Origin of the sequence: Pedobacter rhizosphaerae (assembly GCF_900111155.1) — a bacterium.
Lineage (GTDB): Bacteria > Bacteroidota > Bacteroidia > Sphingobacteriales > Sphingobacteriaceae > Pedobacter > Pedobacter rhizosphaerae.
Genome location: NZ_FOGG01000009.1, coordinates 125,583 through 139,168 on the forward strand (window position 1 = coordinate 125,583; position 13,586 = coordinate 139,168).

At 37.7% G+C, this 13,586-nt stretch carries 15 protein-coding genes; 11 read left to right on the plus strand and 4 right to left on the minus strand.

The window, feature by feature from the left end:
• The first annotated feature begins 249 nt into the window (after positions 1–249).
• Together BMX11_RS09595 and BMX11_RS09600 are read left to right on the plus strand one after the other, a co-directional pair.
• On the plus strand, positions 250–2,262 hold the full coding sequence (locus BMX11_RS09595) for a sensor histidine kinase (RefSeq protein ID WP_090883803.1): 2,013 nt from the start codon (positions 250–252) through the stop codon (positions 2,260–2,262).
• Positions 2,249–2,884 (plus strand): response regulator, encoded by a 636-nt coding sequence (locus tag BMX11_RS09600; protein ID WP_090883804.1) that lies wholly within the window; start codon positions 2,249–2,251, stop codon positions 2,882–2,884. Before BMX11_RS09595 ends, BMX11_RS09600 begins: the two co-directional genes overlap by 14 nt.
• Positions 2,885–2,910: 26 nt before the next feature.
• On the opposite strand, the gene BMX11_RS09605 is transcribed toward BMX11_RS09600, so the two are convergent.
• From BMX11_RS09605 to BMX11_RS09615, 3 genes are all read right to left on the minus strand, one after another.
• A complete protein-coding gene (locus tag BMX11_RS09605; RefSeq protein WP_090883805.1) occupies positions 2,911–3,237 on the minus strand; it encodes a HesB/IscA family protein in 327 nt (108 codons plus the stop codon).
• A 114-nt stretch (positions 3,238–3,351) separates the two neighbouring features.
• A complete protein-coding gene (gene iscU, locus BMX11_RS09610; protein ID WP_090883806.1) occupies positions 3,352–3,765 on the minus strand; it encodes a Fe-S cluster assembly scaffold IscU in 414 nt (137 codons plus the stop codon).
• 99 nt (positions 3,766–3,864) lie between these two features.
• Entirely contained in the window at positions 3,865–5,076 is a 1,212-nt protein-coding gene (locus tag BMX11_RS09615; protein WP_090883807.1) for an IscS subfamily cysteine desulfurase, read from the minus strand.
• A 138-nt stretch (positions 5,077–5,214) separates the two neighbouring features.
• Between BMX11_RS09615 and mce the strand changes: the two genes are divergently transcribed.
• Together mce and BMX11_RS09625 are read left to right on the plus strand one after the other, a co-directional pair.
• Positions 5,215–5,622 carry a methylmalonyl-CoA epimerase gene (gene mce / locus BMX11_RS09620; RefSeq protein ID WP_090883808.1) on the plus strand — a complete coding sequence of 136 codons (408 nt, stop codon included), beginning with the start codon at positions 5,215–5,217 and terminating at the stop codon, positions 5,620–5,622.
• 391 nt (positions 5,623–6,013) lie between these two features.
• The gene (locus tag BMX11_RS09625; RefSeq protein WP_245738627.1) at positions 6,014–6,301 is read left to right on the plus strand and encodes a hypothetical protein; all 288 of its coding nucleotides are present in this window, start codon (positions 6,014–6,016) and stop codon (positions 6,299–6,301) included.
• 143 nt (positions 6,302–6,444) lie between these two features.
• Here the strand turns inward: BMX11_RS09625 and BMX11_RS09630 are convergent, their stop codons facing one another.
• Positions 6,445–7,758: a Gfo/Idh/MocA family protein gene (locus BMX11_RS09630; RefSeq protein ID WP_090883809.1), complete on the minus strand. Its 1,314-nt coding sequence runs from the start codon at positions 7,756–7,758 to the stop codon at positions 6,445–6,447.
• 266 nt (positions 7,759–8,024) lie between these two features.
• Between BMX11_RS09630 and BMX11_RS09635 the strand changes: the two genes are divergently transcribed.
• From BMX11_RS09635 to BMX11_RS09665, 7 genes are all read left to right on the plus strand, one after another.
• On the plus strand, positions 8,025–8,273 hold the full coding sequence (locus BMX11_RS09635) for a type B 50S ribosomal protein L31 (protein ID WP_090883810.1): 249 nt from the start codon (positions 8,025–8,027) through the stop codon (positions 8,271–8,273).
• A gap of 72 nt (positions 8,274–8,345) precedes the next feature.
• A complete protein-coding gene (locus BMX11_RS09640) occupies positions 8,346–9,521 on the plus strand; it encodes a GlmU family protein (protein WP_090883811.1) in 1,176 nt (391 codons plus the stop codon).
• A 62-nt stretch (positions 9,522–9,583) separates the two neighbouring features.
• Entirely contained in the window at positions 9,584–10,345 is a 762-nt protein-coding gene (tpiA, locus tag BMX11_RS09645; RefSeq protein ID WP_090883812.1) for a triose-phosphate isomerase, read from the plus strand.
• Complete coding sequence (prmA, locus tag BMX11_RS09650) at positions 10,345–11,184, plus strand: 50S ribosomal protein L11 methyltransferase (RefSeq protein ID WP_090883813.1); 840 nt, start codon at positions 10,345–10,347, stop codon at positions 11,182–11,184. The genes tpiA and prmA overlap by 1 nt, the downstream gene beginning before the upstream one ends.
• 106 nt (positions 11,185–11,290) lie before the next feature.
• The gene (locus tag BMX11_RS09655; protein ID WP_090883814.1) at positions 11,291–12,643 is read left to right on the plus strand and encodes a UDP-N-acetylmuramate--L-alanine ligase; all 1,353 of its coding nucleotides are present in this window, start codon (positions 11,291–11,293) and stop codon (positions 12,641–12,643) included.
• Complete coding sequence (locus tag BMX11_RS09660; protein ID WP_090883815.1) at positions 12,643–12,963, plus strand: helix-turn-helix domain-containing protein; 321 nt, start codon at positions 12,643–12,645, stop codon at positions 12,961–12,963. Before BMX11_RS09655 ends, BMX11_RS09660 begins: the two co-directional genes overlap by 1 nt.
• Positions 12,964–13,105: 142 nt before the next feature.
• The gene (locus BMX11_RS09665; protein WP_090883816.1) at positions 13,106–13,585 is read left to right on the plus strand and encodes an Lrp/AsnC family transcriptional regulator; all 480 of its coding nucleotides are present in this window, start codon (positions 13,106–13,108) and stop codon (positions 13,583–13,585) included.
• The last annotated feature ends 1 nt before the right edge of the window (position 13,586 follow it).

A 13,586-nucleotide genomic window follows, 5' to 3' on the forward strand; every position in this document is an offset into this window, starting at 1 on the left:
TTGGTTTAAAAATACAAAGAGGGGCTAAAAATCGATATTGCCGCTTAAATGATACATTTTTGACTTTGATATAATGATGAGAAGAGCTTCCTTTTTTTATACCCATTTACAGGTATTTATGAGATTATCACTTACTTAAAGGCTAATTTTCATTATCTTCTTCCTAATTGTAACAGCAGGAATGATTATTGATGGGAGCAACCGAAAAATTCTATATACCATACCTATAATCCAAATGATGAAAGATAGATGCTAAAGAAAATCGTAATAATTTATGTGCTAATACTGGTAAATGGTTTAATTAATACGCTACAGGCACAAATTAAAGCAAGGGATAATAAATTAAATATCGATAGTTTATCTGCTATCATTAATTCTACAAAATCTGACAGTGTAAAGGCAAGGGCCAATTTTTTATTAGGTGAATATTGGTCATCCTCGAATCCTAAAATGTCACGATTGTACTTGGATAAGGGAAAGCAGTTAAGTTCAGGAAACCCCTTGCTAAAAGCCCTGTCATTTTTCTACGAGGGCAAATTAGAATACGATCTTCATGATGCTTCGAAATGCACCACCGCCTTATTAAAGGCCGAACAGTTATTGGTTAAACTTAAGTCGGAAGAGGCCGCCAAATTCAGAAGGCTCGCCTTGTATTATTATGCCGAGAATTTATATAGTGAGGGGAATGATAAAGCGGTAATCAGTACAGTTTTAAATCGGATTATTCCCCTAACTGTTGCAGGAAAAGACTCTTTGCTCATGGCCAAATCTTATGGCCTACTTCATAAAACCTTTAACGATAATAGCCAGTACGATCAGGCGAATTTGTATGTTAATAGGGCGATTTCCTTGATGAAAAAGATAGATCCAGATAGTAGACTACTGGTAGCCTATTATCTTCGTTCGGCTTTTACTGCCTGTTATCAATATAAATTTGATAAGGTTAAAAAGATTTTGGATCAAGCCAAAGGTTTATTGAAGAATTTTCCTGATAGTAAGGAAATGCTGGATTATTACGAGGTGGAAGGGATTTATTTTATGGAAGGAACCCGGGAAGATCAAAAGGCATTGGCTAGCTTAGATAAGGGATTTAACCTGGCCAAAAAGATTGGAAATGAATATAAGGCTACAACTTTTATGCTTCAGAAATACAATGTGTATTTGAATGGTACTCAATATGATAAAGGAGTTAAAATACTTTTAAAAGTTGCTGAGGATCATGAGTTTATGCGGCATGCACTAAATAAGCAATCCATTTACAGGGAGTTTAATCGTACATACGAATTGTTAGGTGATGTTCCCAAAGCATACTTTTGGCTAAAAAAATACAATCAGATTACAGATAGTTTAAACGAAACCCACTTAAGAAAAGATATCACAGAACTGGAGGTGAAGTTTAGAAATGCAGAGAATCAAAAGAAGATTGTTGAACTCCATGCTGCAAATTCAAAAGCTAACCTAACCGCTAAAAATAATAGATTGATGAGCTGGCTTTTTGCGATCATCAGTATGGGCTTGTTGCTGGTATTGATTTTTGGCTGGCTGGTGTATCGAAATGGTAGGCGGCTATCTTTACAAAGAGATATTTCTCATCAGCAACAACTCAAAGAGATTAAACAGCAGGAAGAGATTAAGATTACCAGAGCTATGCTGCAAGGGCAGGAAGAGGAACGTAAAAGAGTTGCCAGCGATCTTCATGATGGCTTGGGGGGAATGCTGGCTGGTATAAAGCTCAACCTATCTGATTTTGCCATCAATCATGCAGATGATAGGGAAGAATCATTAAATCCAATAATCAATCAGCTTGATACATCAGTTACTGAATTAAGGCGGATTGCGCACAATATGATGCCCGAAACTTTACTGAAATTTGGATTAGAAACCTCTATCCGTGATTTGTGTAATGCAATGACAAATAAGCGCATTGCGATTAACTTTCAGTGCTATGGAATTATGAATGAGCTGGTGATGCAAGAGCAAATCTCGATATATCGCATTGTACAGGAGTTGCTGGGGAATGCCGTTAAACATGCTAAGGCCAGTCAGATTTTGTTGCAATGCAGTTACGCTGAGGGATCTTTTTTAATTACTATAGAAGATGATGGCATAGGGTTTGATATGGAGGAGCTTGAAAACAAAATAGGAATGGGCTTGCTTAACATCCGGAATAGGGTAAATTATTTGAATGGTATATTTGAAATTACCACCAACAAAGGTGAGCAAGGCACAACAATTAACATAGAGCTTAATGTTACTACATAAAGTTACGCTTGCCATAGTAGATGATCATCCCGTAGTTATTGAGGGATTACAAAATATACTTAAAAATCATGACCGCATAGAAATTGTAGGGAGTTTTATTAACGGGAAGGATTTTATCTCATTTATAGAGAACTCAAAGGTTGATGTGGTTTTATTGGATATTTCTCTTCCAGATATAAACGGTATAGCACTTTGTAGAGAGATTAAAAAGAGCTCGCCTAAAACTTCCATACTTGCGTTAAGTAACCACGATGAGCGCAGCATGATCATGAAGATGATTGAAAATGGTGCCAGCGGCTACTTGCTTAAAAATACTTCTGTAGATGAACTTATTCGATGTATTGAAGAGGCAGTGAATGGAAATATCACCTTTAGTTCTGCCGTTAAGGAAATTATTTCTAACCCAGGATTAGGAGATTTTAGAGAAGCCGTTCGATTAACTAAAAGGGAAAAGGAAATATTGAGCTTAGTGGCGCTAGGTAAAACTACTCAGACTATTGCAGATGAGCTCTTTCTGAGTAAATTAACTGTAGAGACACATAGAAAGCACCTGCTTCAGAAATTTAAAGTGAAAAATGTAGCGGAGTTAATAAAAATAGCCTCACAAGATAATCTCTTATGAGGCTATTAATAATATTATTTAAAGTACTAAACTGAAAAGCTTTCGCCACAACCGCATGTACGGCTAGCGTTAGGATTGATGAAGTTGAAACCTTTTCCGTTCAAACCATCTGAAAAATCAAGTTCTGTTCCTGCCAGATATAAAAATGATTTCATATCTAATGCAATTTTGATTCCGCGATCTTCAAAGAACTGATCTCCGGTTTTTTCCTCGTTATCAAAGTCAAGATTGTAAGATAAGCCAGAACAGCCCCCACCTTTTACCGATACACGTAAAAAGTAGTCAGAACCTAATTCTGAATCCTGCATTAAATGATCTATTTTATCCTTTGCTTTATCTGTTATTGTAATCATTTTCTTACTGTTTAGTATCGAGTATCTAGACTTTAGTATCAAGAATTTAGTATCAAAGTATCAAGAAGGAGATTCCAATCTTGATACCAGTATCTTGCTACTTGTTTACTAATTTTAGTGGTGCGATTTTTCTAATACCACAGGCTCTAAACCATTTTTAACGCGGTAATCATTAATTGCTGATTTAATAGCGTCTTCTGCCAAAACTGAGCAGTGGATCTTTACCGGTGGTAAAGCCAATTCTTCAACGATATCCATGTTATCGATTGCTAAAGCCTCATCAATTGTTTTTCCTTTTAGCCACTCGGTAGCTAAAGAAGAAGAAGCAATTGCAGAACCGCATCCAAATGTTTTAAATTTAGCATCAGTGATTACGTTATCATCACCAACCTCAATTTGTAAGCGCATTACGTCACCGCATTCAGGCGCTCCAACCAAACCTGTTCCTACAGCTTTGCTTTCTTTATTTAAAGTACCTACGTTACGTGGGTTACTATAATGATCAATTACTTTATCTGAATATGCCATTTTTGTATTTCTTTAGTCTCCTTTCGGAGCGTTTGTTACTGTTTGTTATATTAATGTGCATCAAGCCATGTAATTCATAACTTGTAACACATAACTCTGTTAATGTTCTGCCCACTCAATTTTACTCAAGTCAACACCTTCTTTAAACATTTCCCAAAGTGGAGAAAGTTCTCTTAAGTGGTTAACTGCTTTTTGAGTAATCTCGATGGCGTGATCGATATCTTCTTCAGTAGTAAATCTACCTAAACCGTAGCGGATAGAAGAGTGTGCTAAATCGTCTGATAAACCTAAGCTTTTCAATACGTATGATGGTTCTAAAGAGGCAGAAGTACAAGCAGAACCAGAAGATACCGCTAAATCTTTCATTGCCATCATTAAACCTTCACCTTCAACATATTTAAAAGAGATGTTGGCTACGTGTGGTAAACGGTGCTCTGTATTACCATTAACATAACTTTCTTCCATTTTGTTTAAGGTTGTTTCTAATCTATCGCGTAAAGCAGATAAACGAACAGCTTCGCTTTCCATTTCTAAACGACAAAGTTCACAAGCTTTACCTAGTCCTACAATACCTGGAACGTTTAAAGTACCAGAACGCATACCACGCTCGTGGCCTCCACCATCCATTTGTGCAGTAACTTTAACTCTTGGGTTTTTACGGCGTACGTAAAGTGCACCAACACCTTTTGGTCCGTACATTTTATGTGCCGAGAAAGCCATTAAGTCGATACCATCTGTATTTACATCAACAGGAATTTTTCCTACTGCCTGTGTTGCATCAGTCATAAATAAGGCACCATGCTTATGCGCAATAGCCGAAATTTCTTTTACCGGTTGAATTACGCCGATTTCATTGTTACCATACATGATGGAAACTAAAATCGTTTCTGGAGTCATCGCAGCTTCAAGTTCAGCTAAGTCGATTAAACCGTCTTCTTTAACAGCAAGGTAAGTTACGCGTGCACCATTTTTTTCTAAATGCTTACAGGTATCTAAAACTGCTTTATGTTCGGTTACCGCAGTAATAATGTGGTTTCCTTTTTCTTTGTACATTTCGAACACACCCTTAATAGCGAGGTTATCTGCTTCGGTTGCTCCAGATGTAAAAATAATTTCTTTTTCTGTACAGCCGATTAATTTGGCCACCTGCTCACGGGCATAATCAACCCCTTCTTCAGCTACCCATCCGAAAGCGTGGTTTCTGCTGGCAGCATTTCCAAATTTTTCAGTAAAGTAGGGTAACATTGCTTCCAACACTCTAGGGTCAAGAGGTGTCGTTGCATTATTGTCTAAATATATCGGCTGTTTCATCTTATTCTGTTAATTTTACTACAAAGATACGAAAAAACTTTTCTAACAATTATAAATAATAGCTATGACTGTATAGGTAAAACCTGCATTTTTACATTTACCAAACCTTTCAGCTTTCATCCATTTGAATAAATACCTATGAATAAGATAGAACATATCGGAATCGCGGTTAATAGCCTCGAAAAATCTATTGACGTGTATCAGAAACTCCTCAATACAGACTGCTACAAAACAGAACTAGTAGTTTCAGAACTGGTAAATACAGCTTTCTTTAAAACCGGTGAGAATAAAGTAGAATTGCTCGAAGGAACGGCTCCAGAAAGTGCGATAGCTAAATTTATTGAGAAAAAAGGCGAGGGGATTCATCATATCGCATTTGCAGTAGATGATATTTTAGCAGAAATGGAAAGGCTAAAGCAGGAAGGTTTTGTGTTGTTAAATGAGCAACCCAAAAAAGGAGCAGATAATAAAATGGTTTGTTTTGTGCATCCGAAAGATACCAATGGGGTTCTGATAGAGCTGTGTCAGGAAATTAAGTGGATATGAGCTTGTTTAGTTGGTTAGAGGGGTGAGCTGTGTTAGTTGTGTCATTACTCCAAGCTCCGAACTCCAAACTTGGTTAGTTGGTTAGGGTTGAGGCGGTGAGCTGTGTTATGGGGCAAGACTTTGGACTAACGACTGCGGACTATGGACTTTTTTCGCGCTCCAATCCTGTCCGTCGAGTTCCGCAGGAGTTCTACGGATTGTTTAATGGAGGAGAGTCTTGGACTCGGTTTAATTAATGTTGAGTTATGAAACTCAACGGTATGCTGTAATCCGTAGAGGCGCTGCGCTTAACTCTACGGACAGGGCAGGCTATGCGCCCAAGACTCTGGACTATTGACTGCAGACTAAAGACTTTTTTCGCGCTCCAAACTATTTAGCTAATTTTGTAATTATGAGTGATGCGTTGTCTTTAATTAGGATTATTAGCAAGGATTTTGATTTAGCAGAAGGGTTATCTGAGGAGCAACTGCGTTTTGCGATGATTGATGCTTTTGGTTACCTGATCGATAATGATTTTTCTAAGCTGGTACAGATTCTTTATAAGGCGGATGTAGATCAGTATAAATTGAAAGAGCTGTTAGAAAACACCAATGGTGCTAGTGCTGCCGAAATTATTGCTGACACTTATATCGCAAGGCAAAAGGCAAAAATCGAAACCTGGAAGAAATATAGTTCTTAATGATTAGGAGGCTGGAGGTTAGTGAGACTCTCAACTCCATAATTTTATGGAAGGTTGTAGCGTTTATGCAGGTTATTCATCATAGACTCCAAAATCCCAAGCCCCAAATCCAAACTGGATAAAGGGCTTGGGAGTAGAATCAGCTAAACCTTCGGCATTTTATAACCATTATGATATTGGGCGGCTAAATATTTATTTGCCTGGCTATCGGTGAATTTGCCTTTTGCGGCATCCCAGTATATTTTTTTTCCGGTGCGGTAAGCAATATTGCCCATTTGACAAATGGTAGCCACATGCGCTCCAGCCTGTATAGGTGCATTTAAATCTTCCAGCTTGCGAGATTGTATAACATCCAGGAAATTTTTGGTGTGTAATTGCAATCCATTATCTACTGATTTTTGAAAAGGAACTGCTTCAATTCTATTTTTGTCGCCGTCTTTTCCAGGAATCACTTCCCAGCCCTGGCGATTAAGCACTAAAGTGCCGTTGTTTCCAATAAATGCAACCCCATGGTTTCTGCTATAAGGACCATCATCTATGCCAGTAGCATGTTCCCATTGCATATTAAAGCCTTCAAATTCATATATAGTTGTTAGGGTATCCGGTGTTTCCGAAGCGTCGTCTGGATAGGCAAATTTTCCCCCTGAGGCTACAATACTTTTTGGGGCAGATGCTTTCATGCCTAACAAGGCATAGTCAATCATGTGTACGCCCCAATCGGTCATTAAGCCCCCGGCATAATCCCAGAACCAGCGAAAATCGAAATGAAAACGATTTTTATTAAAAGGATGTTGGGTAGCCGGACCCAGCCACATGTTATAATCTACACCTTCGGGAACGGCACTGTCTGGAACTTTAGGTATAGCTTTCATCCAGCCTTGGTAAGCCCAGGCTTTTACCAAACGGATATTCCCTAATTTGCCCGAATGAACGTAAGCAATGGCATCGGCAAAGTGTTTCTGGCTACGCTGCCATTGGCCAACCTGTACCACCTTATTGTATTTTTGTTGTGCAGCTATCATTTCATTACACTCGGCAATAGAATTACCGACTGGTTTTTCTACATAAACATCTTTGCCTGCGGCGAGTGCATCAACCATTATTTTACAATGCCAATGATCTGGAGTTCCAATTACAATGGCATCTATATCTTTATTTTCGAGGATTTGTTTGTAATCGCCTGTAGTGGTTACCGTAATGCCTTTTTTAGCAAGTTCGGCAGCTCTTTTGCTTAATACATTCTGATCTACATCGCACAGAGCAATACATTGTGCTCTGGGATCTTTAAGCAAGGCGGTTAAATCAGACCAACCCATACCATTGATGCCGATTGCGGCGATACGGATTTTATCTGCTTTGCTTTTGTTTGTGGCGAATAAATTTAAGGGGAGGATGCTGGCTAAACCAGTGCTTGCTAATAGTAATGAGCTTGATTGGATGAATTTTCTGCGTTTCATTAAGGTTTAATTTGGTTATTTTTAAAATTAATAAAAATATCAGAAAATGAAGCGAATAACGTTATAGTTACGTTTATTTTTTGAATTCCTCTTTTTGTAAATTAAATTTAATAGAGGTGTTGATTCTTATAAAATAAATTAATACATTTGCATCCTCTAAAATAGAGGTAGAAAGACAAATAGGAAATGTCATAAGCATTGTTGCCAGCAAATTGCAACTAAATGTTCTTGATGCTTTCACACAAAAAACATAAAATAATATTCAAATGAAAAAAGATTTGCACCCATCAAGCTACAGACCTGTTGTTTTCAAAGATATGTCTAATGACTATGCTTTCTTAACAAAATCATGTGTAGATACTAAAGAAACTATTAAATGGGAAGATGGTAATGAGTATCCTTTATATAAATTAGAGATTTCTCATACTTCACACCCTTTTTATACTGGTAAAATGAAATTGGTTGATACAGCTGGACGTATCGATAAATTCAAAAACCGTTACGCTAAGAAATAATTTTAGCAACAAAAAGCATTTTTTGAAGTCCCTTTGCCAAAAGCATCGGGACTTTTTTTATTTTTGTTGCTTATGACAATCAATCTATTTGATGATTCCAGCTGGACGTCTCTCCGTCCGCTTACATTTACAAGGCCAGTTGCCGATTTACGAGTAGGGATATTAACCATTGCAGAAAAATGGGCAAAGCATTTGCAGTCTGATTTTGGTTTTATAACACAGGAATACCTTGCGAAGAAATTTAGCGCAAAAGCTAATCCTGATATTTTTATTAACGGTTCTGTATGTCCTGACGAAGCACTTTTGGAAGCCCTTAGTGGCTTAAGAAATGGGGAATCTTTGGTTAAAGGGGATTTAATTATCGCTTATAAACCGGATCAATCCGCTACGCATAGTCTGGAGCTTGCAAGGTCTTTAAAAACAGTTGAGTTTAAAGGTGATTTTATCAGCATCAGCTATCCTGATCACATTTTTACACACAATGGCGTAGAGCTTAAAAAGGATTTTGAACTTTTAACCAAGGGGAGGACTTCTGGCACGCTGAGTAGTACCAACACCTTTTTAGGAGATAATATTTTCATTGAAGAAGGTGCTAAAGCTGAATGTTCGGTATTTAACAGTCTTCAAGGACCCATATACTTGGGTAAAAATGCTGAAGTTTGGGAAAGTTGTAATATTAGAGGTTCATTTGCGCTTTGCGATGATTCGTCAGTGAAGATGGGGGCGAAGATTTATCCGAATACCACTATTGGACCGCATACTAGGGTTGGCGGTGAAATTAATAATGCGGTGATTTGGGGCTATTCTTCTAAAGGGCATGAAGGCTATTTGGGGAATGCTGTATTGGGGCAGTGGTGTAATATTGGGGCTGATACCAATAATTCAAATTTAAAGAATAATTACGCAGAGGTAAAGCTGTGGGATTACGAAGCAGAAAGCTTCCGTAAAACAGGTTTGCAGTTTTGTGGTTTAATTATGGCCGATCATGCTAAATGCGGGATCAATACGATGTTTAATACCGGAACGGTGGCAGGGGTAAGCGCTAATATTTTTGGCGCGGGATTTCCACGTAACTTTATCCCGGATTTTGCCTGGGGAGGTGCGCAAGGATTCGATGTGTATAGCCTGGACAAGATGTTTGAAACAGCTGAAAAGGTATACGCAAGAAGAGATCTCCCTTTTGATGAGGTTGAAAAGGAAATTATTGGCAAAGTTTACGAACTAACTGAACAATACAGAAGGTTTTAAACTGTTTATAGAAAAGAAACTAAATACTAATCAGTGGTTTTATGCCACTAAGAATAAATGACATGAGAAAAAAAATAGTTGCCGGTAACTGGAAAATGAATTTGGATTACAATGAAGGTATTTCATTGTTCAGCGAAATTGTAAATATGGTTAAAGATGAACGCAAAGGCGATCAGTTAGCTGTTATTTGCGCGCCATTTATCCATTTAAACAGTTTGACTAAGTTAGGCGGAAACGATGTTAAAATCGGTGCTCAGAACATCCATGATAAAGAAAGTGGTGCTTACACAGGTGAGATTTCTGCCAAAATGATCAAATCGGTTGGTGTGGAGTATGTAATTTTAGGTCACTCAGAGCGCAGACAATATTTTGCTGAGAGTGATGAATTATTAGCGGCTAAAACCAAAACTGCTTTGGCAAATGGTTTAACACCAATTTTCTGTATCGGTGAAACTTTAGACGAGCGTAATAATGGTAGTTATTATGAAGTTTTGAAAAAACAATTATTGGATGGTCTGTTCGGCTTAACAGAAGAAGATTTCAAGAAAATTGTTATTGCATATGAGCCAGTTTGGGCTATTGGTACTGGTTTAACTGCAACACCAGAGCAAGCGCAGGATATTCATGCTTTTATCCGCAGTGAAATCCATGCCAAATATGGTTTTAATGTCGCTGATGATACGACTATTCTTTATGGAGGTAGCTGTAACCCAGGTAATGCAGCAAGCTTATTTGCCCAGACAGATATTGATGGCGGGTTAATTGGTGGTGCCTCATTAAAATCGCGTGATTTTACAGATATTATTAAAGCTTTAAACAGCTAATGCAATATATAAAAGCCATATTTAAATTCAATAGTATTGAAGAGTATCAGCAAGATCTACTTATCAGTGATCTTGCTGATCTTGGTTTTGATACCTTTGAAGATAGTGAGAGCGGATTTACTGCTTTTGTTATTAAAGATAATTTCGATGAGCAGGAACTGCAAACATTGTTGGGTAACTATTCAGCAGAATTTATAACCGACTATACGCTTGAAGACGTAGCAGACGAGAACTGGAATGCGGAGTGGGAAAAGAATTTTAGTCCTTTAATTATCGACGATGTATGTTACGTACGGGCTACTTTTCACGAGCCTCAGCCATCTTACCCATATGAAATTGTGATTGATCCGAAGATGTCGTTTGGTACAGGTCACCATCAAACTACTACCATGATGATGCAGTATATTTTAGCTGCAGATTTAAAGGATAAAGCGGTTTTGGATATGGGCTGTGGAACAGCAATTTTGGCTATTTTAGCTGCTAAATTGGGTGCAAAACGCCTTGTTGCCATCGATTATGATGAGGTTTGCTACGATAGTACATTAGAAAACGCAGCTTTAAATCATGTGGATAATTTACAGGCATTATGTGGTAGTAAAGAAGTGATCCCTGACGAATTGTATGAGGTAATTTTTGCTAATATCAATAGAAATATTCTTCTGGATCAAATTCAGCGCTATGCTGAAGTACTTAAACCTGAAGGGAAAATCTTCTTCAGTGGCTTCTATCTTGATCCGGATTTGGGATTAATTACTGCAGAATGTGCTAAATACGGTATCAAATACGTTGATCATAAACAGAACGGCGAATGGGTAGCGGCACAGTTTGAGAAAAAATAATGATTGAATTTTGAGTGAGTGAATGACATTGCGGTTTATTTTTTAGCGCATTGTCATTCAATTCTTCTTTAATTCTTTCATTCAATAATTTACTCATTTTATTATTATGCGTATACATTTTATTGCAATAGGTGGAAGTGCTATGCACAACCTGGCTATTGCGCTTCATAAAAAAGGATATCAGATTTCTGGTTCAGACGATGTGATTTTTGAACCTGCCCAATCGCGATTGGCAACATATGATCTTTTACCCAAGGAAATGGGCTGGGATGAATCTCGCATTACAGCTGATTTGGATGCGGTAATTTTAGGGATGCATGCGAGAATTGATAACCCCGAGTTGTTAAAGGCACAGGCATTAGGACTGAAAATATATTCTTACCCTGAATATGTTTACGAGCAGAGTAAATCTAAGCTACGTGTGGTTATTGGCGGTAGTCATGGTAAAACTACGATTACCAGTATGATTCTTCATGTACTCAATTATTATGGTCGTGATTTTGATTATTTAGTAGGGGCTCAGCTTGCTGGTTTCGATACCATGGTGAAGATTACCAGAGAAGCACCAGTGATGATTATTGAGGGCGATGAATATCTTTCTTCTCCAATAGATAGGCGACCTAAATTTCACCTCTATAAAGCTAATGTTGCGGTAATTAGTGGAATTGCCTGGGATCATATCAACGTTTTTCCAACGTATGCAGATTATGTTTCGCAATTTGGGAAATTCATTGATACCATTGAGGAAAATGGTACTTTGATTTTTTGCAGTGCTGATCAGGATTTACATGAGCTTGTCGACAAATCTGAAGCTTCGGTTAAGCGTATTGGTTATGCTATTCCGGAGCACACTATTGAAAATGGTATCACTTATCTTTTTCCAGATCATACCGCACTAAAGGTTTTTGGAGATCACAATTTGATGAATCTAAATGCTGCTAAATTGGTTTGTGAAGAATTGGATATTTCGGCTGAACAATTTAATAAAGCCATCGCCTCATTTACGGGTGCCGCAAAGCGCTTAGAAATCATTTCTGCTGATGAATCTACCAATGTTTACAAAGACTTTGCACATTCACCATCTAAGCTAAAAGCCACAATTGATGCTGTGAAAAGTCAATTTGATCAGCGCAAGTTAGTAGCTTGTATCGAACTACATACTTTTAGTAGTTTAAATAAGGACTTCTTGAAAGAGTATGCCGGTGCAATGGATAAAGCAGATGAAGCTATTGTTTTTATCGATATAAAATCTTTTGAACAAAAGAGAATGGAGCCGTTTTCAGAAAGTGATGTTCGTGAAGCATTTGCAAACCCAAATTTGAAGTTCTTTAATGATGCCACACAGCTTAAGGCTTATCTTTTAAGTTTGAAATACCAAAATACTAATCTTCTGTTGATGAGTTCTGGTAATTATGCCGGTTTTGATCTTCCTGAGTTGGCGGCTCAATTACCCCGTTAATGAACGCTGTTGGAGAAAATATAAAAAAAAGCAGGATTGAGCTTGGCTTAAGTCAAGCTCAGGCTGCTAAGATGCTCCAAATTTCTACTCCTGCCTTCTGTAAAATAGAAACTGGTCAAACTGATCTGAATGTTTCCAGATTGCTTCAAATAGCCAAAGTATTTAAAGTAAAGGTAGATCGATTACTTTATGGAACTACGAATAAGGCAGATTCTTCTGAAGAAATAAATGTGCTAAAGGCTGAACTTCTCGTTAAAGATGAAGAATTGAATAAGCTCCGCAAAAAGATTATTGATCTTTATGATAAATTAGGAATGTAACCTTTAGGGAATGGTGTGCGGTTTGTTTATTGGTGTGTGGGGAGTTGTTCTGGTTCGTGGGGTATGATTTATTTGGTTAAATAAAATTCATTTAATGTTGTTTGGTTTTGAATATTATTCTGATTTAATTTAAATTTACAGAATGATATTCGATAACACAATTAATCTTGATCAGGTTGATCTGGCGATTTTGCGGTTAATGCAGGAGAATGCCAAGATTTCTAATGTGGCGTTGGCACAAGCCTTAGACCTTGCGCCATCTGCAGTACTGGAGCGGGTTAAAAAATTAGAGAAGAAACAGGTCATTACAGGCTATACGGCAATAATAAATCCGGTTGCCCTTAACCTGAAGCTTTTAGCCTTTATCTCCATGAAGGCTTCGCATAGTATTGGTTGTACAGATACGGCCAATGATCTGGCCAAGATTAAAGATGTACAAGAGGTTCATGTTATAGCTGGAGAGGATTGCTATCTGGTTAAAGTGAGAACAGCCGATTCGGCCTCGTTAATGGCCTTGATGAGAGATGCCTTCAGTAAGATCCCGAATATCACCTCTATCCGAACGACCATCGTTCTAGAAACGGTGAAAGAGCAATCTCATTTAGTAATTCCAGAGCAATAAA

Bases quoted from the DNA above. Each gene is read 5' to 3' on its own strand.
- iscU (WP_090883806.1), bottom strand. From the start codon at position 3,765: ATGGCATATTCAGATAAAGTAATTGATCATTATAGTAACCCACGTAAC.
- BMX11_RS09660 (WP_090883815.1), top strand. From the start codon at position 12,643: ATGAACGCTGTTGGAGAAAATATAAAAAAAAGCAGGATTGAGCTTGGC.
- BMX11_RS09600 (WP_090883804.1), top strand. From the start codon at position 2,249: ATGTTACTACATAAAGTTACGCTTGCCATAGTAGATGATCATCCCGTA.
- mce (WP_090883808.1), top strand. From the start codon at position 5,215: ATGAATAAGATAGAACATATCGGAATCGCGGTTAATAGCCTCGAAAAA.
- tpiA (WP_090883812.1), top strand. From the start codon at position 9,584: ATGAGAAAAAAAATAGTTGCCGGTAACTGGAAAATGAATTTGGATTAC.
- BMX11_RS09615 (WP_090883807.1), bottom strand. From the start codon at position 5,076: ATGAAACAGCCGATATATTTAGACAATAATGCAACGACACCTCTTGAC.
- BMX11_RS09595 (WP_090883803.1), top strand. From the start codon at position 250: ATGCTAAAGAAAATCGTAATAATTTATGTGCTAATACTGGTAAATGGT.
- BMX11_RS09605 (WP_090883805.1), bottom strand. From the start codon at position 3,237: ATGATTACAATAACAGATAAAGCAAAGGATAAAATAGATCATTTAATG.
- BMX11_RS09630 (WP_090883809.1), bottom strand. From the start codon at position 7,758: ATGAAACGCAGAAAATTCATCCAATCAAGCTCATTACTATTAGCAAGC.
- BMX11_RS09625 (WP_245738627.1), top strand. From the start codon at position 6,014: ATGAGTGATGCGTTGTCTTTAATTAGGATTATTAGCAAGGATTTTGAT.
- prmA (WP_090883813.1), top strand. From the start codon at position 10,345: ATGCAATATATAAAAGCCATATTTAAATTCAATAGTATTGAAGAGTAT.
- BMX11_RS09635 (WP_090883810.1), top strand. From the start codon at position 8,025: ATGAAAAAAGATTTGCACCCATCAAGCTACAGACCTGTTGTTTTCAAA.
- BMX11_RS09640 (WP_090883811.1), top strand. From the start codon at position 8,346: ATGACAATCAATCTATTTGATGATTCCAGCTGGACGTCTCTCCGTCCG.
- BMX11_RS09655 (WP_090883814.1), top strand. From the start codon at position 11,291: ATGCGTATACATTTTATTGCAATAGGTGGAAGTGCTATGCACAACCTG.
- BMX11_RS09665 (WP_090883816.1), top strand. From the start codon at position 13,106: ATGATATTCGATAACACAATTAATCTTGATCAGGTTGATCTGGCGATT.